The sequence below is a fragment of the Archangium sp. genome, assembly GCF_036389735.1.
Taxonomy (GTDB): Bacteria; Myxococcota; Myxococcia; order Myxococcales; family Myxococcaceae; genus Archangium.
The window spans coordinates 1-2790 of sequence record NZ_DASVWK010000831.1; the positions used below are offsets into that span (position 1 = coordinate 1).

Sequence of the window (2790 nt, forward strand, 5' to 3'; positions counted from 1 at the left end):
GATCCTCCGCGAGAACATCGAGGCCGGCAAGGAGCACAACTTCTCCCAGCACATCTGGGACGGCGATCCCCTGGGCGGGTACGACTTCTCGTCCATCATGCACTACGACAGCTATGCCTTCTCCATCAACGACCTTCCGACCATCCAGAAGCTCGACGGAGGGCTCATCCACCGCGGCAACGTGCTGAGCACCGGGGATATCTCCGCAGCGAACAGACTCTATCCCGACTTCGTCGACTCCTCGGCTCCACATTTCCGCACCGGGGATTTCAACGGCGACGGCCGCACCGACTGGTCCTGGTACTGGCCGCAGGCGAACACCTTCGTGGTGGCGATGTCCAACCTCGACGGCAGCATCACCCGCGTCTACAACGACACCTCGGGCTGGGGAAACTGGTCGGCCGGCAGCTTCTTCAATACGGGAGACTTCAACGGGGATGGCCGCACCGACTGGTCCTGGTACGCCCCCTGGGCCAACAACTTCATGGTGATGCTCTCCAACGGCAATGGCTCCTTCTCACTCGTGCAGAGCAACACCTCGGTTTGGGGCAACTGGTCGAACGGCAGCTTCTTCAATACGGGAGACTTCAACGGGGATGGCCGCACCGATTGGTCCTGGTATGCCCCCTGGTCCACTGCCTTCCTCGTGATGCTCTCCAACGGCAACGGCACCTTCACGACCGTGCAGACCGGCACCGCGAGTTGGGGTGACTGGTCGAACGGCAGGTTCTTCAGCACCGGGGACTTCAACGGGGATGGCCGCACCGACTGGTCCTGGTACGCCCCCTGGTCCAACGCCTTCATCGTGATGTTCTCCAACGGCAACGGCACCTTCACGACCGTGCAGAACAGCACCGCGGGCTGGGGTGACTGGTCGGCCGGCAGCTTCTTCAGCACCGGGGACTTCAACGGGGATGGCCGCACCGACTGGTCCTGGTATGCCCCCTGGTCCCACGAGTTCATCGTGATGTTCTCCAACGGCAACGGTTCCTTCTCGGCCGTGCAGAACAACACCTCGGGTTGGGGCAACTGGTCGGGCGGCAAGTTCTTCAGCACCGGGGACTTCAACGGCGATGGCCGCATGGATTGGTCCTGGTACGCCCCCTGGTCCCACGAGTTCCTCGTGATGAAGTCCAACGGAAGCGGCGGCTTCCACTGAGACTTGGACGGAGGGGAGCGCGGGGCTGGAGGAGGACTCGCCACCCTCCCCTCCAGCCCTCCCCCTCAACTGAGTGCTGTCCTCAGCTCCGCTACTTCTTCTTCGCGGCGGGTTTGACGCCGGAGACCGGCTTCACCACGGCGGGCCTGGCGGCGGGGGACGGCGCCGGGGCCTTCTTCACCGAGGCGGCCACCACCGCGGACGGGGCCTGCTCGGCGGGGGCGAGGACGATCTCGATGCGCCGGTTCAGGCTCCGTCCCTCCGCCGTCTGGTTGGAGGCGATGGGCTGGTACTCGCCATAGCCCAGCGCGGCGAGCATCGTGGGCGGCACGCCCTGCTCCTGCAGGAGTTGCACGACGACGAGCGCGCGGGTGGTGGACAGCTCCCAGTTCGAGGCGAACTCCGTCTTCCCGTCCGTCGGCAGCGGCACGTTGTCCGTGTGGCCCTCGACCCGGATGAGCTTCCCCTGCACGTCCTTGAGCGCCTGCGCCACCTTCTCCAGTGCTTCCTGGCCCTCCTTGTTGAGCCGGGTACTGCCGGAAGAGAAGAGGATCTTGTCCTTCATCTTCACCACCATCCGGCCCTTGAGCTCGGACAGCTCGATCTTCCCGGTCTTGATCTCCTCCTTGAGGCTCCTGGCGAGGTTCTCGTACTCGCTGGACTTCTTCTCGAGGGCCTCCTTGGCCGCGGCGAGCTTCTCGGTGCTCCGGGACAGCTCCTGGTTGAGCTCCGACAGCTCGTCCACGCGCTTGCGCAGCGCGCGGCGCTCCGCGTCGCTATGGGCGAGCGAGGACTCCAGCTCCGCCTTCTCCTTCTCCGCCGCCTCGGAGGCGGCCCTGGTCTCGGAGAGCTTCTGCTCCAGGGCCTTCATCTGCTCCTGTTGCTCGTCGTACTGCTGCTTGAGGTTGTGAGCCTCCAACGACTTCGCGTCCAACGCCTTCTGCGAGACACAGCCGAGCAATGGAACCAGCAGGAGGACACACCAGCGCATGCGCATTCGAGGCTCCTTGGATTGAAGAGCGTCCTTATACCTCCGAGCCCACGCGAGGGAGAGGGCGCGGATTCCCCACCGAGGAGTCGAACGTGGGCAAACACAACGGCGTCACTCGAAAACTTCCACCGGGAAATCCTTTAGTGCCAGGACTCGGGATAGGGTGGCGGCAAACCAGAGAGGGAGCAACCCATGTCCGACGAAGTCGTCTTCTACACAAACCCGATGTCGCGTGGCCGGATCGTGCGCTGGATGCTCGAGGAGGTCGGGCAGCCCTATCGGACCGAGCTGCTCGAGTTCAATACGCTGAAGGCGCCCGCCTATCTGGCGATCAACCCGATGGGCAAGATCCCGGCGCTGCGCCACGGCGACACCGTCGTCACCGAAACGGCGGCCATCTGCGCCTATCTCGCCGACGCCTTCCCGCAGGCGGGCCTGGCCCCCGCGTCGGGCAGCCGCGAGCGCGGCGCCTACTATCGCTGGCTGTTCTTCGGCGCCGGCCCGATCGAGTCGGCGGTCACCAACAAGGCCATGGGCTTTCAGATCCCGCCCGAGCGGGCCGGGGCGTCGGGCTATGGCAGCCTCGAGGCGGTCCTCAACACGCTCGAGGGCGCGGTGTCGCGCGGCGACTACCTCGTCG

The 2790-nt window shown here is 65.1% G+C and carries 3 protein-coding genes; 2 read left to right on the forward strand and 1 reads right to left on the reverse strand.

The window, feature by feature from the left end:
• Nucleotides 1-1159 (forward strand): FG-GAP-like repeat-containing protein (locus tag VF794_RS29705; RefSeq protein WP_331116225.1); only part of this gene is annotated, 1159 nt, incomplete at its 5' end.
• 91 nt (nucleotides 1160-1250) lie between these two features.
• On the opposite strand, the gene VF794_RS29710 is transcribed toward VF794_RS29705, so the two are convergent.
• Nucleotides 1251-2156, reverse strand: coding sequence for an OmpA/MotB family protein (locus tag VF794_RS29710; RefSeq protein WP_414640980.1), 906 nt, complete (start codon nucleotides 2154-2156; stop codon nucleotides 1251-1253).
• Nucleotides 2157-2342: 186 nt separating this feature from the next.
• On the opposite strand from VF794_RS29710, the gene VF794_RS29715 reads away from it, so the two are divergent.
• The coding region (locus tag VF794_RS29715; protein WP_331116227.1) for a glutathione S-transferase at nucleotides 2343-2790 on the forward strand (448 nt) is incomplete at its 3' end.

What these genes read in the sequence shown, in the direction of transcription:
- VF794_RS29710 (WP_414640980.1), bottom strand. Translation starts at nt 2,156, where the DNA reads ATGCGCATGCGCTGGTGTGTCCTCCTGCTGGTTCCATTGCTCGGCTGT.